General features: G+C 68.5%; 23 protein-coding genes. 17 read left to right on the top strand and 6 right to left on the bottom strand.

Annotated features, from left to right (window positions below; genetic code table 11):
• Complete coding sequence (locus tag LDO13_RS04410) at nt 1–855, top strand: serine hydrolase (RefSeq protein ID WP_224048849.1); 855 nt, start codon at nt 1–3, stop codon at nt 853–855.
• Here the strand turns inward: LDO13_RS04410 and LDO13_RS04405 are convergent.
• Nucleotides 839–2,017 carry an enolase C-terminal domain-like protein gene (locus tag LDO13_RS04405; RefSeq protein ID WP_224048848.1) on the bottom strand — a complete coding sequence of 393 codons (1,179 nt, stop codon included), beginning with the start codon at nt 2,015–2,017 and terminating at the stop codon, nt 839–841. The genes LDO13_RS04410 and LDO13_RS04405 overlap by 17 nt on opposite strands.
• A 37-nt stretch (nt 2,018–2,054) precedes the next feature.
• Nucleotides 2,055–3,749 carry a bifunctional phosphoribosylaminoimidazolecarboxamide formyltransferase/IMP cyclohydrolase gene (purH, locus tag LDO13_RS04400; protein ID WP_224048847.1) on the bottom strand — a complete coding sequence of 565 codons (1,695 nt, stop codon included), beginning with the start codon at nt 3,747–3,749 and terminating at the stop codon, nt 2,055–2,057.
• 162 nt (nt 3,750–3,911) lie between these two features.
• Here purH and LDO13_RS04395 point away from each other — a divergent pair, with 162 nt between their 5' ends.
• Complete coding sequence (locus LDO13_RS04395; RefSeq protein WP_224048846.1) at nt 3,912–5,264, top strand: MFS transporter; 1,353 nt, start codon at nt 3,912–3,914, stop codon at nt 5,262–5,264.
• 74 nt (nt 5,265–5,338) lie between these two features.
• On the opposite strand, the gene purN is transcribed toward LDO13_RS04395, so the two are convergent.
• Complete coding sequence (purN, locus tag LDO13_RS04390) at nt 5,339–5,923, bottom strand: phosphoribosylglycinamide formyltransferase (RefSeq protein ID WP_224048845.1); 585 nt, start codon at nt 5,921–5,923, stop codon at nt 5,339–5,341.
• 39 nt (nt 5,924–5,962) lie between these two features.
• Between purN and LDO13_RS04385 the strand changes: the two genes are divergently transcribed.
• On the top strand, nt 5,963–6,400 hold the full coding sequence (locus tag LDO13_RS04385; RefSeq protein ID WP_224048844.1) for a hypothetical protein: 438 nt from the start codon (nt 5,963–5,965) through the stop codon (nt 6,398–6,400).
• A gap of 24 nt (nt 6,401–6,424) precedes the next feature.
• Here the strand turns inward: LDO13_RS04385 and LDO13_RS04380 are convergent, their stop codons facing one another.
• Nucleotides 6,425–7,741 (bottom strand): DUF6350 family protein, encoded by a 1,317-nt coding sequence (locus LDO13_RS04380; RefSeq protein ID WP_224048843.1) that lies wholly within the window; start codon nt 7,739–7,741, stop codon nt 6,425–6,427.
• A 142-nt stretch (nt 7,742–7,883) separates the two neighbouring features.
• On the opposite strand from LDO13_RS04380, the gene LDO13_RS04375 reads away from it, so the two are divergent.
• The 11 genes from LDO13_RS04375 to fdxA all read left to right on the top strand — a co-directional run bounded on the left by LDO13_RS04375 (nt 7,884) and on the right by fdxA (nt 19,418).
• Nucleotides 7,884–9,086, top strand: coding sequence for an acyltransferase (locus LDO13_RS04375; protein WP_224048842.1), 1,203 nt, complete (start codon nt 7,884–7,886; stop codon nt 9,084–9,086).
• Between the two features lie 103 nt (nt 9,087–9,189).
• A complete protein-coding gene (locus tag LDO13_RS04370) occupies nt 9,190–9,594 on the top strand; it encodes a DUF4383 domain-containing protein (RefSeq protein WP_263422143.1) in 405 nt (134 codons plus the stop codon).
• Nucleotides 9,595–10,201: 607 nt separating this feature from the next.
• Nucleotides 10,202–10,810 (top strand): cupin domain-containing protein, encoded by a 609-nt coding sequence (locus LDO13_RS04365; protein WP_224048840.1) that lies wholly within the window; start codon nt 10,202–10,204, stop codon nt 10,808–10,810.
• A gap of 176 nt (nt 10,811–10,986) precedes the next feature.
• On the top strand, nt 10,987–12,318 hold the full coding sequence (locus LDO13_RS04360; protein WP_346347037.1) for an MFS transporter: 1,332 nt from the start codon (nt 10,987–10,989) through the stop codon (nt 12,316–12,318).
• 11 nt (nt 12,319–12,329) lie between these two features.
• A complete protein-coding gene (locus LDO13_RS04355) occupies nt 12,330–13,712 on the top strand; it encodes an FAD-dependent oxidoreductase (protein ID WP_224048838.1) in 1,383 nt (460 codons plus the stop codon).
• On the top strand, nt 13,709–14,986 hold the full coding sequence (locus tag LDO13_RS04350) for a CaiB/BaiF CoA-transferase family protein (RefSeq protein ID WP_224048837.1): 1,278 nt from the start codon (nt 13,709–13,711) through the stop codon (nt 14,984–14,986). The genes LDO13_RS04355 and LDO13_RS04350 overlap by 4 nt, the downstream gene beginning before the upstream one ends.
• Nucleotides 14,983–15,804 carry an enoyl-CoA hydratase-related protein gene (locus LDO13_RS04345; protein ID WP_224048836.1) on the top strand — a complete coding sequence of 274 codons (822 nt, stop codon included), beginning with the start codon at nt 14,983–14,985 and terminating at the stop codon, nt 15,802–15,804. Before LDO13_RS04350 ends, LDO13_RS04345 begins: the two co-directional genes overlap by 4 nt.
• 32 nt (nt 15,805–15,836) lie before the next feature.
• Nucleotides 15,837–16,781 (top strand): dihydrodipicolinate synthase family protein, encoded by a 945-nt coding sequence (locus LDO13_RS04340; protein ID WP_224048835.1) that lies wholly within the window; start codon nt 15,837–15,839, stop codon nt 16,779–16,781.
• Nucleotides 16,781–17,569 carry an SDR family oxidoreductase gene (locus LDO13_RS04335; protein WP_224048834.1) on the top strand — a complete coding sequence of 263 codons (789 nt, stop codon included), beginning with the start codon at nt 16,781–16,783 and terminating at the stop codon, nt 17,567–17,569. Before LDO13_RS04340 ends, LDO13_RS04335 begins: the two co-directional genes overlap by 1 nt.
• A 37-nt stretch (nt 17,570–17,606) precedes the next feature.
• Nucleotides 17,607–19,091, top strand: a complete 1,485-nt coding sequence (locus LDO13_RS04330) for an aldehyde dehydrogenase family protein (RefSeq protein ID WP_224048833.1) — start codon at nt 17,607–17,609, stop codon at nt 19,089–19,091.
• 6 nt (nt 19,092–19,097) lie between these two features.
• Nucleotides 19,098–19,418, top strand: a complete 321-nt coding sequence (fdxA, locus tag LDO13_RS04325; RefSeq protein WP_224048832.1) for a ferredoxin — start codon at nt 19,098–19,100, stop codon at nt 19,416–19,418.
• 73 nt (nt 19,419–19,491) lie between these two features.
• On the opposite strand, the gene LDO13_RS04320 is transcribed toward fdxA, so the two are convergent.
• Complete coding sequence (locus LDO13_RS04320; protein WP_224048831.1) at nt 19,492–19,686, bottom strand: hypothetical protein; 195 nt, start codon at nt 19,684–19,686, stop codon at nt 19,492–19,494.
• 55 nt (nt 19,687–19,741) lie between these two features.
• On the opposite strand from LDO13_RS04320, the gene LDO13_RS04315 reads away from it, so the two are divergent.
• Nucleotides 19,742–20,611, top strand: a complete 870-nt coding sequence (locus tag LDO13_RS04315) for an HNH endonuclease (RefSeq protein ID WP_224048830.1) — start codon at nt 19,742–19,744, stop codon at nt 20,609–20,611.
• 122 nt (nt 20,612–20,733) lie between these two features.
• On the opposite strand, the gene LDO13_RS04310 is transcribed toward LDO13_RS04315, so the two are convergent.
• Nucleotides 20,734–22,116: a phenylacetate--CoA ligase family protein gene (locus LDO13_RS04310; protein WP_224048829.1), complete on the bottom strand. Its 1,383-nt coding sequence runs from the start codon at nt 22,114–22,116 to the stop codon at nt 20,734–20,736.
• Nucleotides 22,117–23,191: 1,075 nt separating this feature from the next.
• Between LDO13_RS04310 and LDO13_RS04305 the strand changes: the two genes are divergently transcribed.
• Together LDO13_RS04305 and LDO13_RS04300 are read left to right on the top strand one after the other, a co-directional pair.
• Nucleotides 23,192–24,358 carry a glycosyltransferase family 1 protein gene (locus LDO13_RS04305; protein WP_224048828.1) on the top strand — a complete coding sequence of 389 codons (1,167 nt, stop codon included), beginning with the start codon at nt 23,192–23,194 and terminating at the stop codon, nt 24,356–24,358.
• On the top strand, nt 24,355–25,833 hold the full coding sequence (locus LDO13_RS04300) for a UDP-glucose/GDP-mannose dehydrogenase family protein (RefSeq protein ID WP_224048827.1): 1,479 nt from the start codon (nt 24,355–24,357) through the stop codon (nt 25,831–25,833). The genes LDO13_RS04305 and LDO13_RS04300 overlap by 4 nt, the downstream gene beginning before the upstream one ends.
• The last annotated feature ends 16 nt before the right edge of the window (nt 25,834–25,849 follow it).

The following is a 25,849-nucleotide window of genomic DNA, read 5'->3' as shown; positions in this document are numbered from 1 at the left end:
GTGCCTGTTACCTCCGACTACAGCGACGGTGTCCCCGCGATCGCCTACTGCCTCACGGCGATGGACGGCACCGTCCTGGCGCAAAGGGACGCGGACCTGCCCTTCTATTCAGCGAGCACCATCAAGCTCGGCGTGCTGGTGGCAGCCATCCAGGCGGTGGAACACGGCGGGCTGGACCTGGCGCAGCCGGTCGCCGCGGCACACACCTTCCCCTCCGGCGCCGGCGGAGGGGAAACCTTCAGCTTCGAGCCCGGGGAGCGCGACGCCGGCATGCCCTCCCCAGGAACCGCCATGCCCCTGGGTGCCGTGCTGCGGCGGATGATCACAGTCTCCTCGAACGAGGCCACCAACCTTGCCGTGCAGCTTGTCGGGCTGCCGGCGGTCAACGCTGCCCTCGCCGCCTGCGGCGCCGGCTCGTCGCGGATGGAGCGGCTGATCGGTGACATTCCGGCGCTGCGGGCCGGACTGAGCCACCAGGTCACGGCCCGGGACCTGACCGCCGTCGTCCGGGCGATCGTCACCGGGGCCGCCGCCGGCCCGGCGCTGACCCGGCTCATGACGGAGTGGCTCGCCGCGCAGGAGTACGGCGACCTCGGCGCGGAGCTGGACGCCGCGGGCGCCGACGCCGTCTGGGGCAGCAAATCGGGCTGGGTCACCGGAATCCAGCACGACGTCGCGTTTGTCGCCCCGCGCGGCGCCCCGCTCAGTGCGGGGTACGTGCTGGCCGCCTGCACCCGGGCGTACGCCGAACAGGACGCGCTGCCGGCCATCCGGTCGATCTCGCGGCTGGCCTGGGAACTGCACGGGTTGAAGGCGCCGGTCCCCGCTCCGTCGGACCTTAGCTCAGCGCGGTGATCCCCAGCCCGGGAGCCGGGGCAAGCCGGATGGTCCGGCCGCTGTAGCCGGCGCCGCCGAGCACGGGGGACGCGGCCAGCCACAGTCCGCCGTCAAGGTCCTGGGCTGCGGACCGGCCTGTGGTGGCCGGGAGCAGCGAGGCCAGCGAGGCTGCCGAGGCGATCCCCACCGAGCTTTCCAGCATGCAGCCGATCACCACACCCAGACCCTCCGCCCGGGCGCGTTCCAGCAGCCTGCGGCCATGACGCAGTCCGCCGGATTTCGCCAGTTTGATGTTGACCAGGGGCGCGGCCCGGTGCTTGAGCAGCCGGTCCAGGTCCGCGAGGGTCCAGAGGCTTTCGTCGGCCATCACGGGGGTGTCGACGGCGGCGCTGACCTGCGCCAGTGCCGCCCAGTCACCGGCCGGTACGGGCTGTTCCGCGAGTTCGATCTCCAGCCCGGCGTCTTCCAGTCCGCGGATGATCCGGATGGCCGTCCCGGCGTCGAACGCCTGGTTCGCGTCGATCCGGAGCACGACGTCCGGCCCCGCCGCGGCCCGCACGGCGCGCAGCGACGCGAGGACGTCCATCCGGGCATCCAGTTTCACCTTCAGGCAGCGGAAACCGGCGGCCACGTGCGCCGCCGCCTTCGCCGCGAGTTCCTCCGGCGGCGCGACGGAGAGCGTCATGTCCGTCTCGACAGTTACGGCGGGAGCTGTCCCGGGATCGCCGGCCCCGGGCCCGGTCCCGGGCCCGGACTCAGACGCCGCCCCTGCCCCGGCAAGGTATGCGCCGAGCGTCAGCCCGAGCTGCTGGGCGGCCAGGTCATGCAGGGCACAGTCCACCGCCATCCGGGCCGCCGCCGGTTCGCTGCTTTGTTCCAGCCCTGCCAGTACCCCGTCGATTTCCTCGGCGGCGGGGCCGGCTGCACCGGTTCCTGCTGTTCCAGCGGGCCGGCCCAGCACCAGGGCAGCCAGCGGGCCCTGGATGCTGGCCACCGCCTGCTCGGTGGAGAGCCGGGTGACCCGGCTGATCGGCGCCTCGCCCCAGCCGCTGCGGCCGTCGGAATCGACGGCTTCCACGAGCACGGTCTCCAGTTCCGTCGCGCTGCGCACGGCGGTGGTGAAGTGCCCCACCAGCGGCACGCGGACGCGGTGGACGCGCAGCCCTGTCAGCCTGGCCATCCGGCTCCTCTCCCCCAATTTGTCCGGTTGGTGCAGCCTAGTGGAAGAAGTGCCGGGCGCCGGTGAAGTACATCATGATGCCCGCGGCGTTGGCGGCGGCGATGACTTCCTCGTCCCGGACCGAACCGCCGGGCTGGACGACGGCGCGGACGCCGGCGTCGATCAGGATCTGCAGGCCGTCGGCGAACGGGAAGAACGCGTCGGACGCCGCCACGGCACCGCGGGCACGCTCGGGGGCGCCGGTGGCGCCGGTGGCATCAGCGTTGGAGGCACCGCCGGCGCCCTCGACGTCGGAGTCCACCGAAACGCCCAGCGAGTTGGCCCGCTCGACGGCGAGCTTGCAGGAATCGAGCCGGTTCACCTGGCCCATGCCGATGCCCACGGCGGCACCGTGGTTGGCCAGCAGGATGGCGTTGGACTTGGCCGCGCGGCAGGCGGTCCAGGCGAACGCGAGATCGGCCAGGGTGTCGGCGTCGGCGGCTGCACCGGCGGCGAGGGTCCAGTTGGCGGGGTTGTCGCCCTCGGCGTCGACCCGGTCCGACATCTGCACCAGCACGCCGCCGGACACCTGGCGGATTTCGGAGGGGTAGCGGCCGTAGCCCTCGGGCAGGGCCAGGAGCCGGATGTTCTTCTTCTTGGACAGGATCTCCACGGCCTCGTCCTCGAAGCCCGGGGCAATGACGACCTCGGTGAAGATGCCGGCGACGGTCCGGGCCATGCCGGCGGTGACCGTGCGGTTGGCAGCGATAACGCCGCCGAACGCGGAAACGGGATCGCAGGCGTGCGCCTTGGCGTGCGCGTCGGCGATGGGGTCCGCCGCGGCGGCCGAACCCACGGCCACGCCGCAGGGGTTGGCGTGCTTGATGATCGCGACGGCGGGCTCGGCGAAGTCGAACGCGGCGCGCAGGGCGGCGTCGGCGTCGACGAAGTTGTTGTAGCTCATGGCCTTGCCGTGCAGCTGGTCGGCCTGCGCGATGCCGGCCGGGGCGGCCTTGTCCACGTAGAGGGCGGCCTGCTGGTGCGGGTTTTCGCCGTAGCGGAGCACCTCGGAGCGCTCCAGGGCCAGGCCGGCGTAGGCGGGCCAGTCGATGACGCCGTCGCCGTCCTCGTCGAGGAACTGGCTCGCGGTCCAGCTGGCCACGGCGGTGTCGTAGGTCGCGGTGTGCGCGAAGGCCTTGGCGGCGAGCCGGCGCCGGGTCTTCAGGTCAAAGCCGCCGGACGCGGCGGCAGCCACGACGTCGTGGTACGAGGACGGGTCCACCACAATCGCGACGGCGGCGTGGTTCTTCGCGGCGGAGCGCACCATCGCGGGGCCCCCAATGTCGATCTGCTCGACGACATCGTCCTGCGCGGCGCCCGACTTCACCGTTTCCACGAACGGGTAGAGGTTCACGACGACCAGGTCGAACGGCTCGATGTCCATGTCCTCAAGTGTCTGCATGTGGGCCGGGACGCGGCGGTCGGCGAGGATGCCGCCGTGGACGCGCGGGTGGAGGGTCTTGACGCGGCCGTCCAGCATTTCCGGGGAGCCGGTGACTTCCTCGACTTCCTGCACCGGGATGCCGGCGGCGGCGATCTTCTTAGCGGTGGAACCGGTGGAGACGATCTTGACGCCGGCGTCGTGCAGGCCCCTCGCGAGCTCCTCCAGACCGGTCTTGTCGTAGACCGAAATCAGGGCCCGGCGGATGGGAACACGGTCGATGGATACACGGTCAAGCTGCGTGAAGCTCACAAAAGTCTCCGTCTTATATCGCGGCGGGGCCGCGGGTGGTGGGGATGCGGCCAGTTTATCGCGTCGGCGCGCCCTACCTCCCCGCGGCCTGCCAGCGCGCCGGAGTATGAAGCGCACCGCACCCCGCGCCCGGGCCACGTAGAGTTTTCCCAGGAGGCTGAGATGAATACGTACACCACTGTGCCCAGCGGCGAACAGGTGGTCCAGGAACTGCCCTGGCGCTGGAAAGTGCAGGGCCGGATCTTCCTGATCGGCGGCCTGGGCTTTATGTTCGACGCCTGGGACGTCACGCTCAACGGCATCCTGATTCCGCTGCTGTCCAAGCACTGGTCCCTCAGCCCGGGCGAAGCCGCGTGGATCGGCGCCTCGAACCTGATCGGCATGGCCCTGGGCGCCTTCATCTGGGGCACCATCGCGGACACCATCGGGCGCAAAAAGGCCTTCACGGCCACGCTGCTGATTTTCTCGGTCTTCACCGTGCTCGGCGCGTTCTCCCCCGACTTCCTCTGGTTCGTCGCGTTCCGTTTTATGGCCGGCTTCGGCCTGGGCGGCTGCATCCCGGTGGATTACGCGCTGGTGGGCGAGTTCACGCCCCGCAAGCAGCGCGGCAAGGTCCTCACCGCGATGGACGGCTGGTGGCCGATCGGCGCCGCGCTCTGCGGCTTCGTGTCAGCAGGGCTCGTGGCCCTGTACGCGGACTGGCGGCTGACCATGCTGGTGATGGTGCTGCCGGCGCTGCTGGTGTTCTGGGTCCGCCGCAGCGTCCCCGAATCCCCGCTGTTCCTGATCCGCAAGGGCCGCCGGGACGAGGCCGCCAAGGTGATCGACGACCTCGTCGAAGCCACCGGGGCCGAACCCCGCGTCTACAGCCTGCCCGAGGCGCAGGACGCCCCGCGGCTCTCCGCCGGCAGCGCCTGGACCCAACTGCGCCTGCTCTGGCAGTACGACTGGAAGATCACGACGGCGGCCTGGTCGCTGTTCTTCAGCATCCTGCTGGTCTACTACCTGTCCCTGACCTGGATGCCGCGGATCCTCATCGGCGCCGGCTTCGAGGAGTACAAGGCCTTCCTCACCACCGCCTCCATGGCCGCCGTCGGGCTCCTGGGTGTGGTGGTGGCGGCGCTGCTGGTGGAGCGCGTGGGCCGCAAGTGGATCCTGGCAATCACCGGCCCGCTGTCCGCGCTGACCCTGGTGATCGTGGCGATCGTGGTGGACATCCCGACGGCGGCCGTGTTCTGGCTGCTGGTGTTCGGCTTTGTGGTGCAGGTGGCCATCCCGGTGCTCTACGCCTACGTGTCCGAGCTGTATCCGACGGAGCTGCGCGGCTCTGGCTTCGGCTGGGCCTCGACGTTTTCCCGGCTCGGGGCAGGCTTCGGCCCGCTGGTGTTCGCGGCGTTCCTCTGGCCGGAGCTGGGCCTCGCGACGTCGTTCGCCATCGCCGGTGTGCTGGTGCTGCTGAGTGTCCTGTGGATGGCGTTCTTCGCCCCGGAGACGAAACAGCGCCACCTCGCCTGAGCCCGCCCCTCCCCCGCGGATGCGCTATCACTTTTAGTGCTTCTGAGCCTCTGTGAAGCACCAAAAGTGATAGCTCAACGGGCTGTTTCGGCGGCCTTCTCCGCGGCAAGGGCGGCCAGGGTGGAGACCAGGAGCCGGCGCTCCACAACCTTGATCCGTTCGTGCAGGGAGTCCTCGGTCTCGCCATCCCCCACCGCCACGGCCTCCTGGGCGATGATCGGGCCCGTGTCCACGCCGGCGTCGGCCCAGTGCACCGTGCAGCCGGTGACCTTCACGCCATAGGCCAGCGCGTCGCGGACCCCGTGCGCGCCGGGGAAGGACGGCAGCAGGGCCGGGTGGGTGTTCAGGTACTTGCCGCCGAACGCGTCGATGAAGTCCGCGCTCACGATCCGCATGAACCCGGAGGACACGACGACGTCGGGCGAGTACGCGGCGACGGCTTCGGTGAGCGCGGCGTTCCAGGCGGCCCGGTCCGGGTAGGCCTTGAAGTCCACCACGAAGGTCGGGATTCCGGCGGCGGCCGAGCGCTCCACCCCGTAGGTTCCCGGCCGGTCCGCGCCGACGGCGGCAATCTCGACGTCGAGCCTGCCCTCTTTCACGGCGTCGATGACGGCCTGGAGGTTGGAGCCGGTGCCGGAGACGAGGACTACGATGCGCATTGTCCTAGCTTATGGGGCCGCTCGCGTAGGCTGGAAAACATGAATCCCCCGAACTCCGCCGGCAGCCAGGGCGGCCAGCCGCAGGGCCCGCACCCGCTCAGTGAAGCGGCCAAGGCCTCGGAGGCGAAAACCCACCTTCTGTTCCGCAGCTTCATCGTGGCGGTGCTGGGATCGTTCTTCGTCTACCAGCTGGACATCAATTACCTCTGGCTGAGCGCGCTCCTCACCGCGGCCGCCATCGTGCTGGGCATCATGGTGCTGGTCCGGTACGCCAAGTTCAAGGAATCCAAGTTCGTGCTGTTCGGGACGATTTCCGGCCTTGTGGTCCTGGCCGTCCAGGTGCTGCTGCTCCTGTCCTCGGCGCTGTTCTTCAACCAGGTCCGGGACTACCAGCAGTGCAGCCGCCAGGCCCTCACCCAGCAGGCAGCCTCCATGTGCCAGACCCAGCTGGAAAAGTCGTTGCCGCAGTTCCGTTAAGCCCCCGCCGGACAGCACGCCGCGTCACACGGACGCCGTCTCCAGGTCCGCTTCACGCAGCTTCTGCTGGCGTTCCAGCCACGGCCCGGCAGCGTAACCGATCACGACGCCGATCCCCACCTCCGCGGCCACGAACAGTGCCGTCTGGAGCGGGTCGGGTCCGATCTCCGTGAGCCGTCCGATGCCCGCGGAACCCCGGGCCAGCCAGGCCAGGCCTGCCGCGAACAGCCCGGCAACGCAGCCGACCATCACGCCCAGGCACAGCGTGGAGACAGCGGCGGTGAACCAGCGCGCACGGATCTTGATCGACAGCCATTCGTCAAAATGGTTTTCGCCCTCCCGCAGGAACCACCAGCCGGCCAGGGTCCCGGCGAGGACCGGCACCACCAGCGCCGCAACCCCGTAGTCCAGCGACCCGGCCGGCAGCGCCGCGAAGACCGGGATCGACGGCAGCGGCCCGACGGCGGTCCCGAGCGCCCCGGCCTGGGACCCGACGCCGAGGGCCACGCCCGCACCGGAGGTCCAGGCGAGCGCGAACACGGCAAGGTTGGGCAGGAAGCCGAGTTGCGCGATGGTGAGCACGGCACCGCCCAGGGCGCCGGCGTCGAGCGCTTCATAAACCGCGATCACAAGGTTCCAGTGGATGATCACCGTGGCGGCGAGGAGCGCGCAGGACATTGCCAGGCTGGCCAGGACCGCCACGAAGCCGGCTTTGACCGCGGAGCCGAGGTAGGAGCCGGCCCAGCGAGAATGCTGGCTGGTGCGGGAGAGCCAGGCGACGGCGTCGACGCCGATCAGCCGGCTCCAGGAACCTGCTTCGCGGCGGGCGCCGATCACCATGCCGAGTCCGAACGGGATCAGCGGAATGAGGGCGGCGGACCAGAGGCCCACGCCGACGTCGTCCGTGCGGCAGACGAAACCAGTGGCCAGCCCGAACCCGGCGTACATCAGCCAGGACCCGAGCAGCGCCTGCCAGAGCTGGTCCGTGTAGGACGCCCGGGCGAGCCGCCGGCCCGCCCGCCAGGCGAGCAGGAACGGGATGAGGGTCAGCCCGAGCGGCGTGAGCGACAGGACGCCGGATTCCGGCTGGGCGGCGGAGCCGGCACCGACCGTTTCGAGCAGCAGCGGAACGCCGTGGATCAGCAGCCAGGCCTGGCCGGCGAGGCGGGCCAGGACGTCGGCCGCGCCATTCAGGAAACCCGCGGTGGCCCACACTGCGACAATCGGAGCGGCCACCACCAAGGCGGAGATGATGGCTGCCTGCGCGGACTCGAGGGCTCCCTGCAGCCACAACGGCATCGGAAGTCCACGGTCCCCGGTCTGATCAGCGCGCAGTTTCATCGTGATCCATGGTGCCACGTGCGGGGCGCGCCACCGGGATCCGACAGGCTCTTGAGGAAAATCACGACGGCGCCACCCCTCCCCCGGGGACACGCGCCGTTTTGGGGGCCGCTAACCTGTCCGAGACTCGGCATCCCCGGCTATGCTCGCACCACTATTGGTTTGGGCGGGGGCTGCAGTGGCTTTGACTGGCGGGCGTGTTCATTTACGGAGCCTCACGGGGTTTCGTTTTTACGCGGCGATGGCGGTGGTGCTGTTCCACCTTGCGCTCTATCTCCCTGGCCTCGGGCCCGCACTCGATGTATTCAGATACGGGTTCACCGGCGTGAGTTTCTTCTTTATCTTGTCCGGGTTTGTTTTGACCTGGTCGCATGGTGAGGGGGACCGGACGGGGAAGTTCTACTGGAACCGCTTTGCCCGGGTCTGGCCGCTCCACGCCGTGACCACCTTCCTGGCGGTCCTCGTTCCACCGTTGGCGTCCACAACGACCATCTGGCCTGCGCTCCCCTTCGTCCTAACCCTCACCCAGTCGTGGATCCCCGGGGGAGGCTTTGTCACGGCATTCAACGGAGTGTCCTGGTCGCTCTCCTGCGAGGCCTTCTTCTACCTGCTGTTCCCGCTGCTCATCAGGGGACTTCGAAACCACCGAAGGCCGGGGCTTGCCGCCGGAGCCCTGTTCACGGCCATGGTCGGCGTGGGAGTTGCCGTCTCGGTGTCAGTTTCCGGGCCGGTCGTGGGCTATTTGCTCGGCTGGCTGCCGCTGTATCGCCTGGGTGAATTCGCCCTGGGCATCTGCCTTGCACTGCTGATCCAGCAAGGATGGCGTCCGCGGTTTACGCTTGCCCACGCCGTCGGCTTTACCGGCGTCCTCTACGCAGCACTGCTCGCAGCATCCTTGATCACGTCCGGCAAGCCCGGTTCCGTGCCGGTAACCTATGCCGACCTCACGATGATGCCCGGGTTCCTGGCCATGATCGCGGCGGCCGCCGCGTCCGATCTGACGGGCAACGCCAGCAGCCTCAGCTCGAACACCATCGTCCGGTTGGGGCAATGGTCATTCGCCCTCTACCTGGTTCACGAACTGGTCATCCGCATGGTCAGGCCACTGGTGGCCGGGTCGCCGACTGGGGTCGTGCTCATCGCGTCGGCACTTGTCATTGCAGCCTCCGTGGTTCTCTCCGGCGCGTTGCACGAACTGGTGGAGAGGCCCGCTGAGCGCTGGCTCAGAGCGTGGGGAACCACCAGGAGGGGGCGGCATCGGACAGGATCAAGGTCCGGCCCTCCCCTAGCCGGCGATTGCCAATCAGGGCCCTCCGGCGGCGCTTTTTCCGCTACTCAGCCGTAAAATTGTACTGTCCGCAATCATTGGTTGGAGGCAGAAAATGACTACCGCATCTCCACATGCACATGGCGTTCACTTCGGACGGACAGATGTCCAGAACGTCGGCATGGGTGTAGGTATTGTCCTTATTGTCGTGGGCATCCTGGGGTTCATCCCCGGCATCACCACGCAGTACAACTCATTGGCGATCATTGGACCGAATTCCACGGCCCTGTTCCTGGGCCTGTTCCAGGTATCGATGCTGCTGAACGTTATTCAGGCCCTCATTGGCACCATCGGCGTGGTGATGTCCCGGAACAACCCCATGGGCGCCCGGAACTTCCTGATGGGGTTTGGCCTGCTGTACGTCGTCCTCAGCGTCTACTCGCTCATTGTCGGTGTGGGGGCAGCGGCCAATTTCCTGTCGCTGAACGTCATGGGTGCGTGGGGCTTTATGATCTTGGGCGTAGCAATGGTCCTCGCCGGCTGGCTGATGTCAAGGCATCTGGCCGACGACGCAAAAACCCGGTAAGCGAACACCGGGACAAAGGGAGCCGCGAATGAGTAACGTTTCATAGCAATCTGAAAATTCGTACTACCTGCTGGTGCAGTCGCCTCGCGGAAACGCAGCGACTGCACCAGCTTTCTTTGTGTGTGGGGCGCTGTGCTGTGGCGCGGGCGGGTTGGTCGTGGGCGGGGTGTGGGTGCCGTGGGACCCAAGCGGTCGAACCCTCATCCATTCACCACGAATGGCCGCTACGAACGTCCGCATAGCGGCCACATGCGTCAGATCGCCGTGTGCGCGTCGCAAGAACTCACCCGCGACGCCGAGACCATGGCCTAGCCCATCCATTCACCGCAAATGGCCGCTAAGAACCAGGCACCCTTGCCCATTCACCACAAGTGGCCGCTATGAACCTCCGAATAGCGGCCACATGCGTCAGATCGCCGTCTGTGAGTCGCAAGAACCGACTTCGTCGCGCCGGTCCACCGACCCCCGCCGCCAGGGCGTCGATGAGCGCGCACGCACCAAACCGCACTCCTGTAAATATTTTCACTTTACTTAAGACGGAATCATTGACCTGCTAAAAATCTTCACTATAGTTATGTGAGTCAGGTCACCAAGTGAAGGACATCGAATGACCACCGAGAGCGTCACGAGCAGTGCCCCGCTTGCTACGAGCGCCCTGTTGGCCACGGTCGGCAATAAGGTGCGCTCCATGCGCAAGGAAAAGGGCATGACGCTCGCCAAGCTCTCGGAGATCACGGGCCTCAGCCCGGCTATCGTCAGCCAGATCGAACGCGGCCTGGCGAATCCGTCCTTCACCACCCTGGCGCAACTGGCCCACGGCCTGGACATCCCGGTCGGGAAATTCTTCATCGGCCAGGAAGAAACCAGGTCCCCCGTGGTCCGCAAGGCCGATCGGCGCAACCTGAAAGGCGTCACCAAGAAGTCCGTCGGCGAGGCAGTCTATGAACTGCTGACCCCGGACCTCAACGGCGCCTTGGAAGCCCAATGGATTGTCAGCCCGCCCGGCCATGACACCAGCGACACTCCTTTCCGCCACAGCGGCGAGGAATTCGGCATCATCCTCTCCGGCCGGAAGGACATCTTCCTGGACGGCGAGTGCTACACACTCGAGGCAGGCGATTCCATCACCTTCTCCTCGGACACCCCGCACTGGTACAAGAACAGCTACGAAGAGGTATGCGTAGCGATCTGGGTCAACGCACCTCACGCGTGGTAGCGGCGCCGACCCCAAGCGGCCCCTACCGTTCCCCACTGTCGCGGTCCCCAATGACCCGCTGACAGTCCTTGCCACATTCGCAGCCACCGCCCCTTAACCCCGGACGGCGATGCGTCATACCCTCCCTCGCCTCCCATTGGCGTCAGCGTAAGGACACTTCCATGCTCGACACACCCATGCTTGACAACACCAGGCCCGACAGCGCAGTCACGGCCCCGGACACTACCAAAGAAACCACAAGAAACCACAAGAAATTCACCCCCGAAGTCCGCAAAGGCCTCCTGGGCCTCGGCCTCGGCAACGCCCTCGAGTGGTACGACTGGATGGTCTTCGGCCTTCTCTCGGCCTTCATCGGCCCCAACTTCTTCCCTAACACCGATCCCCTCTCCGCCACGCTGAACGCCCTCGCCGTGTTCGCCGTCGGCTTCGCGTTCCGGCCGCTGGGCGGCATCATGCTCGGCACCCTCGCGGACCGGATCGGACGACGGCGGGTCATGCTGCTCTCGATCATGCTGATGGCCGGCACCACCCTGGTCATCGCCGTCTGCCCCAGCTACGAGCAGATCGGCGTCTGGGCCGGCATCATCCTCGTGGCGTGCCGCATCCTGCAGGGCATCTCCACCGGCATCGAAGCTCCGCTCTCCACCTCCCACGCGGTGGAACTCGTACCGGAGGGCCGTGAAGGCTACGTCGCCGGCATTATGTCCTTCTACGTCAACATCGGCATCCTGCTCGCCTCGCTGGTCAGCTTCCTGTGCAGCCTCACCCTCGGCGGCGCCGTTATGGCCGAATGGGGCTGGCGCGTGCCGTTCATCATCGGCGCGGCCTTCGGCTTCGTTGTCGTCTATCTCCGCCGGGCCCTCCCGGAAACCCTCAAGCCGGAAGAAATGGCCAACAATTCCTCGGGCGCCGTCTGGACCGGGGTCCGCAAGCACTGGCTCTCCGTCCTGGCCATCATCTTCGTCGTCGGCGCGGCCCAGGCCTACAACTACGCCTGGAACGTCGGCCTCCCCAGCGCCGCCCGCAGCGGCTTCAAGGAAGATCCGACGGCGGTCTTCGCCCTCACCACCGCACTGGGCGTTGTCCTCGTGGCCGGCAGCTGGATCATCGGCAAGCTGGCCGACGGCAAGTCGATGTCCCGCTGGTTCCTGATCACCCGCATCCTGGCCATCCCCTCCGTGTTCCTGATGCTTATGTACGTCCAGCCCGGCATCGGCGGCTTCGCTGCGGTCCTGCTCGGCGGGTCCCTGGTCCTCGTCCTGAACATGACCCTCTACAACGTGGTCAGCACATCCCTGATGCCCAAGAACTGCCGCGGCACCGGTGTTGCCCTCGGCTACGGAATCGGCGTCGCCCTCTTCGGCGGCACCGCCTCCTTCCTGCTGGTCTGGCTCCAGTCCCTGGGCCTCACCTGGGTCTTCCCGGTCTACGTCGCCGTCCTCTCCATCCTCAGCATCGTCTTCTACCTCGCCGCCCGCCGCGCCAACGGCATCTTCGTCGGAAACTAAGGATCCCTTCCATGAACTCGCTTGACTCCCAAATCTCCCTGGACCTCCGCACGACGACGGCGGACCTCACCGCTCCCGTCATCTCCCGCTCCGACGTCCTCGTGGTGGGCGGTGGCCCCGCAGGCGTGGCCGCCGCCGTCACGGCAGCCCGTTCCGGCGCCTCCGTCACGCTGCTGGAACGCTACTCCTCGCTCGGCGGCCTCGCCTCCGGCGGAATGGTCCTGGTGCTCGATGACATGATCAACGGCCAGGAAATCACTGTCACCGGCATCGTCTCCGAGTACGTCGAACGCCTGCAGAAGCTGGGCCTGGCGATCGTGCCGCCGGCCGATGACCGCAAGACCTCGGAGGAACTCTGGAACAAGTGGGGCCGCTACGGCACCTTCGACTTCCACTCCCACACCACCCCGAAGCCGGTCTGCTATGCCGCCGCATTCGACCCGGACGGCTGGAAGCGCGTCTCCAACGACCTCGTCCGCGAAGCCGGCGTCAACCTCCGCCTGCACTCCTGGTTCTCCCGCCCCATCGTGGACAACGGCGTTATGAAGGGCGTCATCTGCGAGACCAAGTCCGGCCCGCAGGCCTTTATGGCCGACATCGTCATCGACACCACGGGCGACATCGACGTCGCGTCCCGGGCCGGCGCCAGCTACGTCAAGGACAGCTACCTCACCACGCTCGTCTTCCGCCTCGGCAACGTGGACACGAATGCCGCCGAAGCCTTCGAGCAGGCCAACCCGAAGGAAGCCCGCGCCATCAACCGCAAGATCAAGCGCCTTCTCGGCGGCGCCTGGGAACTGTGGTGGCTCAAGACCCCCATCGACGGCGTCGTCTGGTGCAACGCCCCGCACATGACCGGCTTCGACGGCGTCGACCCGGCGGACATGACCGCCGCCGAGTTCGCCGCCCGGGACCGGATCTCTGAGGCCGTGGACTACGTCCGCGCCAACCTGCCCGGTTTCGAGAACTGCTACATGCTCGACGTCGCCTCCCAGATGGGCGTCCGGCAGACCCGCCTGCTCGAAGGCGAATACGTCATGACCAAGGACGACGTGACCACGCGCCGGCACTTCGCCGACACCGTGGCCCGCGGCCGCGACTACTACTACCCCTACCGCTCGCTGCTGCCCAAGGAAGTGGACCAGCTCCTGGTCGCCGGCCGGCACTACTCCGCCACCCCCGAGGCGCAGAAGATGTCCCGCGAGATCCCGCCCTGCATGGCCATGGGCCAGGCCGTCGGCGTCGCCGCCGCCCTCGCCATCGAAAACGGCACCCTCGTCCGCGACGTCTCCGCCCTGGACATCCAGCAGGGCATGCGCCGGCACGGCGCGGACCCGGGCGACGTCCCGTCGTCGAACGCCACCCTGGACCTGGAAGCAGTGGTGGGGGCATGAGCACCGTGATCGACGAACTGCTGGCATCCGCTGACAGCACGACGGCGGCCCCCGCCGCCGCCGGACCCGACACCAACGCTGAACGCCCGGGCACCCCGCTGCCGCTGGGCGGCATCAAGATCGTGGACTTCACCCAGGTGTTCATGGGCCCGTCCTGCACCCAGCTGCTGGGCGACTACGGCGCGGACATCATCAAGGTGGAACGCCCGGGCACCGGGGACATCTCGCGCAACTCGTTCCCGGACAAGGACGGCCAGGACAACCCGATCTTCCTGTCCATCAACCGGAACAAGCGCAGCATCTCCGTGGACACCCGCACGGACGAGGGCAAGGACGTGCTCCGCCGCCTGCTGGCGGACGCCGACGTCGTTGTCAGCAACTTCCGCTCCGGCGTGATGGAACGGATGGGCTTCGGCTACGAGGACCTCCAGGAGCAGAACCCGGGCATCATCTGGGCCTCCGGCACGGGCTTCGGCCCGGAGGGTCCCTACTCGCACAAGGGCGGCCAGGACGCAATCGCACAGGCCTACTCCGGTGTGATGTGGCGCCGCGAGTCGGATGACCAGAAGCCGTCGATCTACCCCACCACGCTCTGCGACTACATCACGGGCATGCACCTTATGCAGGGCATCCTGCTGGCGCTCCGCACGCGGGAGACCTCCGGCGTCGGGCAGAAGGTGGAGGTGACGATGTACGACTCCATGCTGCACCTGCAGATGCAGGAGGCGTGCATGCAGCTCAACCGCGGCTACGAGGTCAACTGGGGCGCCATGCCGCTCAGCGGCGTCTTTGAAACCACCGACGGCGCCGTCTGCATGGTGGGCGGCTTCACCCCGGACCCGCTGGCCCGGATCTCCGAGGCCCTGGGCCTGGACGAGGACCTCACGCAACGGCCCGAGTTCGCCAACCTGGAGCAGCAGTTCGAGAACAAGCCGGCACTGCAGGCGATCTTCCGCGAGCGCATCGCCACCAACACCACCGAGTACTGGACCGGCAAGCTGGAGGACAGCGGACTGCTCAATGCCCCCGTGCACACCCTCGAGCAGACCCTCGCCGATGCGCAGACACACGCCAACGGCATGATCGTCGAGGCCGAACACCCCGGCGTCGGCACCGTGAAGATGCTCAACGCGCCCATCCGGCTCTCCGCCACCCCGCCCACCATCCGCCGCGTCGCGCCGCGGCTCGGCGAGCACAACGTGGAGGTCCTGCTGGAGAACGGCTTCGACGCCGAGGCCATCGAGCGCCTGCAGCAGCTGGGGGTCCTCCGGTGACCGCCGTATCCGAAGCCCGGACCACCGAGACACTCGTTGACCAGGTCACCCTGACCATTGAGAACCACGTCGCCACCGTGGTCATCGACCGCCAGCACGTGCTCAACGCCGTCGACGGGGGCGCCCAGGCCAGGCTCAACGACATCTGGGACCAGCTGGAAACCGATCCCGACGTCCGCGCCGTCGTTATCACCGGCGCCGGGACCCGGGCGTTCTGCGTCGGGGCGGACATGTCCTCCTCCGCGGTGGACAAGACCGGGCTCGAGTACTGGGCGGGCCTGGACCCCAACGGCTTCGGTGGGCTCAGCCTGCGCACCACATTGGACGTGCCGGTCATCGCCCGGGTCAACGGCTACGCCTTGGGCGGCGGCATGGAGATCGTGCTCGGCGCGGACATCGTGGTCGCCGCCGACACCGCCCGCTTCGGCCTGACGGAACCTCGTGTCGGGCGGTTGGCGCTCGACGGCGGCATCCACCAGCTGGTGCGCCGCATCCCCTACACCCAAGCGATGGGCATGCTCCTCACCGGGCGGAAGGCCGAGGCCGCGGAGATGCAGTCCATGGGTCTGGTCAACGAGGTGGTCCCCGCGGAGGAGCTCGACGCCGCGGTGCGGCGTTGGCTGGACCAGATCCTCGCCTGCGCCCCCACCTCCGTCCGGGCCGTCAAGCAGATGGTCACCCAGACCGGGCATCTGACCGCCGCCGAGGCCCGCGGGCTCCGGGTGCCCGCCCTCATGGCGGCGCTGGACAGCGAGGACTCCGCCGAGGGCGTCCGCGCCTTCCAGGAAAAGCGCCCGCCCGTGTGGCCGGGACGCTGACAATGCAGGAAAAACAAGCTAAGGAGAAACCGATGCGGGAGTCACTGGCACCCGGTGTATGGGGCGTTGTCGCCACGCCGTTCCAGGGCAGCACCCTGGACGTGGACACGGACAGCCTGGCCGGGCTCGTGGAGTACTACGAGTCCATCGGGGCCACCGGCCTCACGGTCCTGGGCGTGTTCGGCGAGGCCGCGGCACTGACGGCAGCCGAACGCAGCCTGGTCCTGGAGGTAGCCGTCGAGGAAACGGGTCTTCCCCTGGTCGTGGGCGTGACCTCGCTGTACACCGGCACCGCCGTCGAGGAAATCCGGGCGGCGCAGGCCATTGCCGGCGAGCGCCTGGCCGCCGTCATGGTGCAGGCCAACTCCGCCAACCCCGCTGTGGTCATCGCCCACCTGAACGCCATCCACCAGGCCACCGGCGCCAAGGTGGTGCTGCAGGACTATCCTCTGGCCAGCGGCGTCAGCATCAGCACCGAGGCCCTCATCAGCGTGGTGCAGGCCTGCCGCTTCATCATCGCGGTCAAGGCGGAGGCACCGCCCACGTCCGTGGCTATTGCCCGGATCGCCGCGGCCGTGGACGTGTCCGTCTTCGGCGGCCTCGGCGGCCAGGGGCTGCTGGACGAGCTCGTGTCAGGGGCGGCCGGGGCCATGACCGGGTTCTCCTACCCGGAAGCGCTCATCGCCTGCGTCCGGGCCTGGCAGACGGACGGGTACGAGGCGGCCCGGGACGCCCTGCTGCCCTACCTGCCGCTGATCAACTTCGAGCAGCAGGCCCGGATCGCCCTGCCCGTCCGCAAGGAATGCCTGCGCCAGCGCGGGCTCATCGCCGACGCCGGCGTCCGCGCCCCGGGCGCACCGTTCCCGGAGGCCCTGCGGCCGAGCATGCTCAATCATCTGGCCGAGGCGGCCGCGGCTTTGGCAGCTCGCCCTTCCGTAACCACAACGGCGTCCCTCACCACGGCAGGAGTTCTCTAATGGACCTCGGGATCAGCGGCAAGACCGCCCTCGTCGCAGCGTCCACCGGCGGCCTGGGGCTCGCGATCGCCCGAGCCCTCGCCGCGGAAGGCGTGCGCGTCGCCATCACCGGCCGGCGCCAGGTCCGCGCCAAGGAAATCGTTGCCGAACTGACCGACGCCTACGGGCCGGGCGCCGTCGCCATCGAGGCGGACCTCAGCACCCCGGACGGCGTGGCAACCGCCGTCGAACAGACCGTGGCGGAACTCGGGCCCATCGACATCCTGGTGCTCAACGGCCCGGGCCCCAAACCCGGAGCCGCCGCCACCCTCAGCGCAGACGATATCGCCGCGGCGTTCGAGCTGCTGGTCAAGCCGCACCACGCGCTCATTTCCGAGGTGCTGCCCGGCATGCGGGAACGGCGCTGGGGACGGATCCTCGCCGTCGGCTCCAGCGGCGTGGTGGCGCCCCTGCCCAACCTGGCCGTGTCCAACACCGGGCGCGCCGCCCTGGCCGGCTACCTCAAGACCCTCGCCGCCGAGGTGGCGCTGGACGCCGTCACGGTGAACATGCTCCTCCCCGGCCGGATCGCCACCGACCGGGTGGCCGAACTGGACCACGCCGCCGCCAAACGGCGCGGCACCACGGTCGAGGAAATCCAGCTCGAGTCCCGCAAGACCATCCCCGCCCGCCGCTACGGCGAACCCGAGGAGTTCGGCGCCGCCGCGGCGTTCCTCTGCAGCGCCCCGGCGTCGTACATCACCGGCGTCGCGCTCAGGTGCGACGGCGGCCTGATCCGCAGCCTCTAGACCTTCCCGCCCTGTCCCCACCAACCGAAGGAACACCATGACTTCCACGGCAACAGACCACTCCACGTCCACCGGGATCCCCACCGACCGTGCGCTCATCACGGCCCGGCACCTCATCAACGGCGAATGGCTCGGCGAAGCGGACACCGAGCGGATGAACCCGGCCCACCCGGGCCAGCTCGCCGCCCTCTCGCCCAGCGGCACCGCCGCCGACGTCGACGCCGCCATCACCGCGGCCGCCGCCGCGCAGCCCGCCTGGGCTTCCCTGCCCGCTCCCTCCCGCGGCGCCATCCTGATGGCCGCCGGCAACCTCCTCCTGGACCGCCAGACCGCGATCGCCGAGGACCTGGTCCGGGAGGAAGGCAAGACCCTCGCCGAGGCCAAGGGCGAGGTCAAGCGCGCCTCCGACGTGCTGCGTTTCTTCGGCTCGCTCGGCTGGGCCGCCACCGGCGAAGTCCTGCCCAGCGGCCTGCCGGACACCACCATCACCACCCGCCGCGAGGCGCTCGGCGTGGTCGGGCTCATCACGCCGTGGAACTTCCCCATCGCGATCCCGGCATGGAAGTCCGCCCCCGCGCTGATCAGCGGCAACGCCGTCGTGATCAAGCCGGCCGAACTCACCCCGCTCTCCGCCACCCACCTCGCCCGGGCCCTGCAGGACGCCGGGCTGCCGGCCGGCGTGTTCAACGTGGTGCACGGCAAGGGCCGCGTGGTGGGCGACGCCCTGGCCCGCGACCCGCGCATCGCCGGGCTATCCTTCACCGGCTCGACGGCGGTGGGCCTGGGCCTGCAGGAAATCCTGAACGCCCGCCGCGCCCGGGTGCAGCTGGAGATGGGCGGCAAGAACGGCGTGCTGGTCCTGGACGACGCCGATCCCCGCAAGGCCGCCAAGGTGGTCGCCGCCGGCGCGTTCGGGCTCACCGGCCAGGCCTGCACCGCAACCTCCCGCGTCTACGTCACTCCCGGGATCCGGGCCGCATTCCTCGAGGCCCTCACCGCGGAAGCCGCCGCCTACACCCCCGGCGACGGCATGGAATCGGCGATGGGGGCCGTGGTGAGCCGGCAGCAGTTCGAGCAGAACCAGGCGGCGGTGCGCGCCGCCGTCGAACGCGGTGCAACTCTGCTGTGCGGCGAGCACGACGGCGACCCCGCCGGGCCGCTGACCTTCCCGGCCGCGGTGCTCACCGACCTGCCGTTCGACGATGGCGCCGTGACCGAGGAGATCTTCGGACCGGTGGTGGCCGTGCTGGAGGTTCCCGACTACGAGACGGGCCTGGCCGCGATCAACGATTCCCGCTACGGCCTCACCGCCGGCATCTGCACCGACTCGCTGGCGTTGTCCACGGACTTCGCGGCGCGCGCCCAGGCCGGCGTCATCAAGGTCAACCGTCCGACGGCGGGGCTGGACCTCAACGTCCCGTTCGGCGGCGTGAAGGACTCCTCCACCAACACGTTCCGGGAGCAGGGGAAGTCCGCGCTGGACTTCTTCACCTGGGGCAAGACCGTCTACACGGGTGTGTAGCGCGCCGTGACGTACGTGATCGCACAGCCCTGCGTGGATGTGAAGGACAAGGCCTGCATCGACGAATGCCCGGTGGACTGCATCTACGAGGGGGAACGCGCGCTCTACATCCACCCGTCCGAGTGTGTGGACTGCGGCGCCTGCGATCCGGTCTGCCCGGTGGAGGCCATCTACTACTCGGACGATGTTCCGGAGGAGTGGGCCGACTACGTCCGGGCGAACGTGGAGTTCTTCGAGGAGCTGGGGTCGCCGCAGGGCGCCTCGGCGCTCGGGAACCTGGGGCGCGACCATCCCGTGGTCGCGGCCGAGCCGGTGGGGGCCCGCTGACTGATCATCCGTTCGCCACAAACGGCCGCTAAGCCTCCTCGCTTGGCGGCCGTTTGCGTCCAATCGCCCTCACTCAGGGGGCGAAGACCTGGACGCGGACCTGCGAGTACGGGATGCTCGGCAGGTTCCCCGCGGTCCAGGGGCGGTCCGATTTTTCGATTGGAATGTTGCCGCGGCCGTCGCGGATCACCAGCACCACCGTGCCAACGATGGCGAGCACGGAAACCGCCGCCAGGATGATCAGCAGCACCACAAAGGACCCGGTCATGTCCAACACCTCTGCTGTCAATTTTACTGCGGTCCGCGCCTGCGAGAATGGCCAGATGACCGCCATCATCCTGGGCTGGAACCCGGACCGCTGGAACCGCTGGAACTATCCGGCCGCCGTCGAACGCGTCGCCTCGACGGGACTTCACCTGGAGCGGTGGAGCGTGGGCCGGCACCGGAACATCGCCGCGGGCACGGACGCCTGGCTGCTCCTGCAGGGAGATCGCGGCCGCGGACTCATCGGCCACGGCGTCGTCCTCTCGGAGCACCCCGAACCCGGGCCGCACTATGCCGAGCCGGCGAAGACCGCGATGTACGTGCAGGTCGGGTTCGATTCCCTCCTTCCCTTGGGCGATCAGATAGCTTCTGCAATTCTCAAGGAGGCTGTGCCCGGGGTCCCTTGGGGCAGCGTGTTCGGTTCAGGGCTCACCGTCGAACCGTCAGAGGAAGCCAATATCCGCGCGCTGTGGGGCGATTTCCGGCTCCAGCCAACGCCAGATCCCACAGAAGCCCTGCCGGGGACCTACCCGGAGGGCGCAGTCACCAGAGTCGAGGTCAACCGCTACGAACGAAGTCCGGAAGCCCGCCGGGCCTGCATCGCCCATTACGGCTCCAGTTGCGCTGCCTGCGGGTTCTCCTTCGAACAGAAATACGGCGAGATCGGCAAGGACTTCATCCACGTCCATCATGTCGTCCCAGTGTCCCAGCTCGGCAGCAGCTACGAGCTCGATCCCATCTCTGACCTCATCCCGCTCTGCGCCAACTGCCACGCCATGGCGCACCAAGGCGTGGGCACCCCGCGCACCGTGGCGGAGCTGCGGCGGATCATCGGCGACGCCGGCTTCCTCCGCGGAAGCACGGTCAGCCCCGAGGAGTTGGAGGCACAGCGTGCGGCCCGGGAGCTCCTGGGCCCGCAGCAGCCGTAGCCGTTCGCCACATATGGCCGCTATGCGCGCTTCCATAGCGGCCATATCTGGCGAATCGTGCGTCCACTGGTCGGCGTCTGTCGGCGTCCGCGCCCATCACGACGTCGGCCCGGTTCAGCGCCTCAAGCGGACCAGACCTGCCGGAACTTGCCGCTGCGGTCGGCCCGGGGCGGCTCATCGGAATGTTCGACGTCGATCGTTGCGGTCCCCTGGTCCGCGAAGAAGCTGCCCAGCCGCTCCTCGACTGCCGTCTGCACGTGCTCCCTGTCGGCGCCGTCCTCGGTCTCCAGCCGCAGGCGCAGAGTCCGCGGCCCGGTGCGGATCGCCTGGAACCGGCGAACTCCTGGGGTCTCCTCGATCACCGTGCCCAGTGCCAGCGGGAGGACTGTGACCGCTCGCCCGTCCGGCGCCGCAAAGGACACGAGATCCCCGGCCCGTCCCTCGATTTTCACCGCAGGGAAGGGACTGCCGCACAGGCATGGGGATGCTGCGAACGTGACCCGGTCGCCGAGGTCGTAGCGGATGATGGGCTGCACCCGGTTGACCAGGTGGGTGACGAGTACGGTGTGGGACGTGACGCCGGCGGGGACGGGTTGGTAGTTCGCGTCGACCGGTTCCAGGATGTACCAGTCGGCATTGACGTGGAACGAGCCAAGCCGGCACCGGCTGGTCAGCGCAGGGACTTCAGAGGACAGATAGCGGTCTGTCACCCGGCAGCCGAGCGACGCTTCGATGTCCGCACGTCCGGCGGCGGACAGGTTCTCGCCGGAACTGATGGCCAGGACGGGACGGATCCTGAGCCGGCCGGCCTGCTGCTCCGCGGCCAGTTGGGTCATGGCGCTCGGATACCCGTAGAGAATGGTGGGATTGAATGCATTCAGTTCCGCCACCAGCTCCGGAAGCGGCCTCAGCACGGAGAAGACCCTGACCCGCCGGGCGATGGCGGGGGCTCGCCGTCGGGCGGATTCCGTCAGGACCACGCCGGCGAAGTGTCCGCCTCCCGCGACGAGGGCCGCGGCCCGCAGACCGCGGCGCAGAAATGTTCGCACTTCCGCGCGCCTGACCAGGGTCCGTCGCTCGCGGATCCGGACCACCAGGTTCACCACCACCCACGAGGTCCGGTCGTGCACCAGGACGGCCGGCTCCCCTGTTGTGCCGGAGGTGGTCACCACTAGGTACTGCCCGCGGTAGGACCTCCCGAGCTGGGTGAGGTCGGAGAGCAGTTCTGACTTCAGCTTCGCCAAGGTGATGTGCGGGTCCGTCACCCAGTCGTCGAAGTTCTCCATCAGCTCCCTCTTGCCGACGGGCGGAAGCTGACGCACATCCGCGACGTCGTCCGGCACGTCCCGGTACAGGTGGCGGTAATAGGGCGAAGCGGACCGGGCAAAACCCACGAGTTCCGCAAGACGGGCTTGCTGCCGGCGGGCGATCCCTTCCGGGCCTCCCCGCTCCGCGCGCCAGATGTCCCAGGCGATCCCGACCAACGTTCCGGATACACCGCGCATAGCGAATTCCCTTTCCGGGCCGGCCCGTGTCAGGTCTTGGGCGACGGAACGAACGTAGTAGTCACAGCCGAAAGCGGCTCGCACGTCACGCTTTGAAGCTGATTCCGGGCGTTGATAACGACAATGAGACGTTCCCCTGAGTACGCACCGACGGCGCTCGGGAGCCCCGGAGCCTCAGAGATGTTCACGGGACGCCCGTCCTGTCCAGAGACGGTTTGCGTGTTTTGCACGGTGAACCGGATATGAACGGCTAGCCCTTGGTTCGAGTACAGGTAGTCGAGGCCAAGGGCTGGACAGTCTGTGGCGAACACTTCTGCATCCGTGAATCTGCTGGCCATTGACGTGTTCGGGATATTAAATCGCTCGAGTTCCACGCGCCACAGGCCGTTCACATTGACGCCAGGGATTCCGGGTTGCCTGCAGCCTTCAATGAGGTACTTCTGCTCGCCTGCGGGGACCAGCTTCCCTGTTGCGCCGGGGTTTCGGGCACTGCATTCTGCGACGACGTCAGGTTGGGGCTGCGCCAAGTAGGTCCCCAGCAAGGCCGTCAATAGGGCAATCAGGGCAGGAATGACGATTTCCGGGCGCCTCCAGAAGTTGCCCCAAGTCATCTGACCTCGGTCGCGGTGCGGTGCGTTGCTCGTCTCTGAGTTCCCCGCTTCCGTCATATCGGGGAGTATCCGCGCATGCCGTCGCGCGGTCAACCCATCCTGCGACGCTGCCGGCAAATCCATTATCGGGGCGTGCCGTCCAGTGAACATGCCCATTCCTCGTGCCCACGAAAGGGCATAAGGCACTATGTCCAGCCTGGGCCCAGCCGGGGGACATGCCCAACGGCCCGGGCAGCCAAGCAGCGGTCAACGGACCGCACACCCGTTGGACATGCCCATTCCTCGCAGCCACGAGAGGGCATAAGGCACTATGTCCAGCCTCAGACCCGGCCGGAGGGCATGTCCCGTGGTTCCGTGCCCGCACGCCCGTACCCCCATCCGCACCACACCCCGTTAACCCACTCTTCCTCCGCCCGCCACCCGCCCCACCCCGCGCCGAAAGCCAGCCCGCGCAGGGTGGAGGGGTGAGGATCGCAATTGTTGCTGAGTCATTCCTGCCGCTGATGAACGGGGTAACCCACTCAATCCTGCGGGTCCTGGAGCATCTGCAGGGGCGCGGGGACGAGGTGCTGGTTATCGCGCCGTCTACGCTGGACACGGAAGCCCCCACGGAGGTCTACGGGGCGCATGTCCACCGGCTGCCCTCGGTTCCGCTGGCCGGCTACGCGAACGTCCGGGTGGCGCTGGGCGGTGTCTATCGGGTCAAGCGAATCCTTGCCGACTATGCACCGGACGTGGTCCACTTGGCGTCCCCGTTCGTGCTCGGCTGGCGCGCGGCGCAGGCCGCCCACCAGCTGGGGATCCCCGCCGTCGCCGTTTACCAGACCGAGGTCCCGGGCTACGCCGGGCGGTACGGAGTCCCCTTCCTGGAGAACTGGGCCTGGAACCGGGTGGAGAACATCCACCTGCTGGCCTCCCGGACCCTCGTCCCGTCCAGCTTCGCGCTCAACCAGCTCCGCGGCCGCGGCATTCCGCGGGTCGAGATGTGGCGGCGCGGCGTGAACACACAGCGGTTCTCCCCGGACAAGCGCGACGCCGGATGGCGGGGCACCGTCGCCCCGGCCGGCGAGCGCATCATCGGCTACGTGGGCCGGCTCGCCGTCGAAAAACAGGTGCAGGACCTCGCCGTGCTGGCCGATGTCCCCGGCACGCGGCTGGTGATTGTGGGCGACGGACCCCAGCGGCCGGCCCTCGAGGCCGCCTTGCCGGACGCGGTTTTCACCGGGTTCCTCGGGGGCGGGGAGCTGGCCCGTGCGGTGGCGTCCTTCGACCTCTTCGTGCACCCCGGCGAGTTCGAGACCTTCTGCCAGACCATCCAGGAGGCCATGGCCTCGGGTGTGCCGGTGGTCGCCACGGGCCGCGGCGGCCCGCTGGACCTCGTCGAAAACTCCCGCACCGGCTGGCTGTACGAGCCGGGCGACCTTGCCGCGCTGCGGTCCCGAGTGGCGGACCTGATGGGCGACGACGCCAAGCGCCGCGCGTTCGCAGCGGCGGCCCACGCGTCGGTCCAGGGGCGCACGTGGTCCGCGCTCGGCGCCGAGCTGGTGGAGCACTACAACGCGGTCCTCGCAGCCCACAGCCCACGTCCAAGCAGTACAACCAGCGCTACCCCTCAAGGAGTCACCCTGTGAAAATTTCCGTTATCGGCTGCGGCTACCTCGGAGCCGTGCACGCCGCAACCCTCGCGTCGATGGGCCACACCGTGGTGGGGATCGAAGTCGACGCCGCCAAGGCGGGGCAGCTGGGCCGGGGCACGGCACCGTTCTTCGAGCCGGGGCTGGACGAACTCCTGCGCGACGGCATCGCCACACGCCGGCTCAGCTTCTCCACGGACTTCGCCGACGCCGCCGGAGCCCAGCTGCACTTCCTCTGCGTGGGCACGCCACAGTCCAAGACCTCCGACGGCGCCGACCTCCGCTACCTCGTCGCCGCGACGGAGGCGCTGCTCCCGCACCTGGCCGCAGGGTCCGCCGTCGTGGGCAAGTCCACTGTCCCGGTCGGAACGGTGGACATGCTCCGCGGTGTGTTGTCCCCTCGGCCGGACGTGCTTCTGGGCTGGAACCCGGAATTCCTGCGCCAGGGCACCGCGGTCAAGGACTCGCTGGTCCCGGACCGCCTGGTCTACGGCGTCCCGGAGGACAGCGCCCAGGAGGACGGCGCCACCGGAAGCGGCAACCGCGACGCCAGCCCTGCCCCCACCGGGACCCCGAAGACCGGCGCAGCCATCACCGCAGCTCTCGACGCCGTCTACGCTCCCCTGCTCGCGGCCGGAATCCCGCGGCTGGTCTGCAACTTCGCTACGGCGGAACTGATCAAGTCAGCGTCGAACGCGTACCTCGCCACGAAGCTCAGCTTTATCAACGCCATGGCCGAGCTCTGCGACGCCACGGGCGCCGACGTGAAAATGCTCGGCGCGGCCATGGGGCTGGATCCGCGCATCGGCGGCCGGTACCTCCACGCCGGCCTGGGGTTCGGCGGCGGCTGCCTGCCCAAGGACATCCGCTCGCTCCGGGTCCAGGCGGCGGGCCTGGGCGTGGACTCGGTGGACCAGTGGATGGACGTGGTGGATTCCATCAACCGGGACCAGCGTTCCCGCACGGTCGGGCTCGCCCGGGAACTGTGCGGCGGCCAGCTCAGCGGACGCCGCGTCACGGTGCTCGGCGCGGCCTTCAAACCGGACACGGACGACATCCGCGACTCCCCTGCCCTGGACGTCGCCCTCCAGCTGGCGGCGGCCGGCGCCCACGTCACCGTCACAGACCCGGCCGCGATCAACAACGCGTGGCTCCGCTACGCGCAGCTGCGCTTCGAGCCGTCCACGGCCCAGGCGCTGGACGGGGCGGAGCTTGTGCTGCTGCTGACCGAGTGGGACGAATACGCCACGCTCTCGCCCGCCGACGCCGGGGCGCGCGTACGACGCCGGACCCTCCTGGACGCCCGGAACGTCCTCGACGCTTCCGTCTGGGAGGCGGAGGGCTGGACGGTCCGCGGGCTGGGCCGGGGCCGGGCGGCGGGCACCACCGCGGCCAAGCCGGGCCGCACCGCCGCAACCACACCCACTCCCAGCGCTACCCAACTGAGCGCCGCCGGACACCGGACCGGGTGACATGCCGGCGTGACCT

It is taken from the genome of Arthrobacter sp. NicSoilB4 (genome assembly GCF_019977335.1).
Taxonomy (GTDB): domain Bacteria; phylum Actinomycetota; class Actinomycetes; order Actinomycetales; family Micrococcaceae; genus Arthrobacter.
Note: the sequence above shows the minus strand (reverse complement) of the source record. Positions and strands in the feature narration are given on the sequence as shown.

Coding starts and splice junctions, on each gene's coding strand:
- LDO13_RS04370 (WP_263422143.1), top strand. CDS start 9,190: ATGGGTGTAGGTATTGTCCTTATTGTCGTGGGCATCCTGGGGTTCATC.
- LDO13_RS04365 (WP_224048840.1), top strand. CDS start 10,202: ATGACCACCGAGAGCGTCACGAGCAGTGCCCCGCTTGCTACGAGCGCC.
- LDO13_RS04360 (WP_346347037.1), top strand. CDS start 10,987: ATGCTTGACAACACCAGGCCCGACAGCGCAGTCACGGCCCCGGACACT.
- LDO13_RS04340 (WP_224048835.1), top strand. CDS start 15,837: ATGCGGGAGTCACTGGCACCCGGTGTATGGGGCGTTGTCGCCACGCCG.
- LDO13_RS04355 (WP_224048838.1), top strand. CDS start 12,330: ATGAACTCGCTTGACTCCCAAATCTCCCTGGACCTCCGCACGACGACG.
- LDO13_RS04405 (WP_224048848.1), bottom strand. CDS start 2,017: ATGGCCAGGCTGACAGGGCTGCGCGTCCACCGCGTCCGCGTGCCGCTG.
- LDO13_RS04375 (WP_224048842.1), top strand. CDS start 7,884: ATGCTCGCACCACTATTGGTTTGGGCGGGGGCTGCAGTGGCTTTGACT.
- LDO13_RS04315 (WP_224048830.1), top strand. CDS start 19,742: ATGACCGCCATCATCCTGGGCTGGAACCCGGACCGCTGGAACCGCTGG.
- LDO13_RS04350 (WP_224048837.1), top strand. CDS start 13,709: ATGAGCACCGTGATCGACGAACTGCTGGCATCCGCTGACAGCACGACG.
- LDO13_RS04310 (WP_224048829.1), bottom strand. CDS start 22,116: ATGCGCGGTGTATCCGGAACGTTGGTCGGGATCGCCTGGGACATCTGG.
- LDO13_RS04320 (WP_224048831.1), bottom strand. CDS start 19,686: ATGACCGGGTCCTTTGTGGTGCTGCTGATCATCCTGGCGGCGGTTTCC.
- LDO13_RS04385 (WP_224048844.1), top strand. CDS start 5,963: ATGAATCCCCCGAACTCCGCCGGCAGCCAGGGCGGCCAGCCGCAGGGC.
- LDO13_RS04380 (WP_224048843.1), bottom strand. CDS start 7,741: ATGAAACTGCGCGCTGATCAGACCGGGGACCGTGGACTTCCGATGCCG.
- purN (WP_224048845.1), bottom strand. CDS start 5,923: ATGCGCATCGTAGTCCTCGTCTCCGGCACCGGCTCCAACCTCCAGGCC.
- LDO13_RS04330 (WP_224048833.1), top strand. CDS start 17,607: ATGACTTCCACGGCAACAGACCACTCCACGTCCACCGGGATCCCCACC.
- LDO13_RS04335 (WP_224048834.1), top strand. CDS start 16,781: ATGGACCTCGGGATCAGCGGCAAGACCGCCCTCGTCGCAGCGTCCACC.
- LDO13_RS04395 (WP_224048846.1), top strand. CDS start 3,912: ATGAATACGTACACCACTGTGCCCAGCGGCGAACAGGTGGTCCAGGAA.